The sequence below is a fragment of the Rubrivirga sp. genome (assembly GCF_049648075.1).
In the GTDB taxonomy this organism is placed as follows: domain Bacteria; phylum Bacteroidota; class Rhodothermia; order Rhodothermales; family Rubricoccaceae; genus Rubrivirga.
Window position 1 is genome coordinate 1 of record NZ_JBARYR010000601.1, and the last position, 1,541, is coordinate 1,541.

Here is a 1,541-nt window from a genome sequence, read left to right on the forward strand (position 1 = left end):
TGTCGCCGTAGGTCGCCGCGAGCGCGCCCAGTGTCCGCCCGTGGAAGCCGCCCGCGAATGCCACAACGCGACTGCGGCCCGTGAACGCGCGCGCCAGCTTGAGGGCGGCCTCGTTCGCCTCCGTCCCCGAGTTGCACCAGAAGACGCGGCTGAGTCCGTCGGGCGCGAGATCCACCAACGCCTTCGAAGCATCGGCGCGGACCGGGCTGTAGACGGCGTTCGAGTAGAACAACATCTCGCCCGATTGCTTCCGGATGGCGTCGACCACTCGTGGCGGACAGTGCCCCAAAAGCGCAACGCAGTGGCCGCCGTAGAAGTCGAGGTACTCGCGCCCCTCGTGGTCCCAGACGCGCGTGCCCTCGCCGCGTACCAGCGCGATCGGCGGCTTGGCGTACGTCGGGAGCGTGACGGCGTCCTCGAGGGCGAGCGGGTCGGTGAGCGTGTCGATCATGAGCCCAGGGAGTCGATGTCCGAGATCGGGAAATGCGTGAGGCGCGCCCTCGAGGACAAATCAGGCAGCGACCTCGAGGCCGACGCCCGGAAGCAGGCCGAGCGCCTCGGGCCAGCCCCGTGAGAGGTTCAGGTTCTGGACCGCCTGCGACGCCGCCCCCTTGAGCAGGTTGTCGAGCGCGAACCCGACGACCAGGTGCCCGTCGCGCTCCGCCCAGCCGATGTCCATGAACGGCGTCCCGACGACCGGTAGCAGCTCGGGCAACGCACCCGGAGAGAGCCGCACCAAGGGTCGGCCTCGGTAAGCGTTCTCGAAGGCTGAGGTCACGGCCTCGAGGCCGACGCCGTCGGGCAGCGTGACGTGGGCCGTGCCCCAGATCCCGCGCGTCCACGGACCCGAGACCGACACAAAGTGGACGGTCGCGCCGTCGCCCAGCGTCTCGTTGACTTCGGCGAGGTGGCGGTGCGCGAGCACCTTGTACGCGCGGACGTTGCCGTCGCGGTTGGGAAAGTGAGTCGTCGAGGACGGGCGCGCGCCGGAGCCCGAGGCGCCGGTCAGCGCGGTCACGTGGGCCTCGAGGCCGAGGTCGCGGAGTGGCCACAGCGCGAGCGAGATCCCGGTCGCAAAGCAGCCCGGGTTGGCGATCAGGTCGGCGCCGGGGACGCGGTCGCCGTTGACCTCGGCCAGTCCGTAGACCGCCGCCCGCATGGCATTCGGGTCGGGATGCTCCAAGCCGTAGACCGACTCGTACGTGCCGACGTCCTCGAGCCGGTGGTCAGCCGAGAAGTCGACGATCGTCCCGGTAAACCCGGAGGCTCGGAGTCCTTGAACCGCGGCAGCACCCCGGCCGTGCTCGGCGCACACGAACGCGGCGTCGACCTCGAGGTCGGCCCGGTCTGGCGCGACGTACTCCAGATCGGTCTGGCCTCGCAGGCGGGCGTGCGTCGTCCAGACGGGCTGCCCGGCCTGGCTCCGGCTCGTTACCGACGCGACCTCGACGGCCGGATGGTCCAGCAGCAAACGGATCAACTCGCCGCCCGCGTAGCCGGCGCCGTGCAAGATGGTGGCTCGGATGGAATCAGTCATGGGA

2 protein-coding genes are annotated in these 1,541 nt (G+C 70.3%); both read right to left on the reverse strand.

The features are described from left to right. On the reverse strand, positions 1-451 hold a 451-nt coding region (locus WBA11_RS16610; RefSeq protein ID WP_424521763.1), incomplete at its 3' end, for an aminotransferase class III-fold pyridoxal phosphate-dependent enzyme. Positions 452-511: 60 nt separating this feature from the next. Next, on the reverse strand, positions 512-1,541 hold a 1,030-nt coding region (gene argC, locus WBA11_RS16615; RefSeq protein WP_424521764.1), incomplete at its 5' end, for an N-acetyl-gamma-glutamyl-phosphate reductase.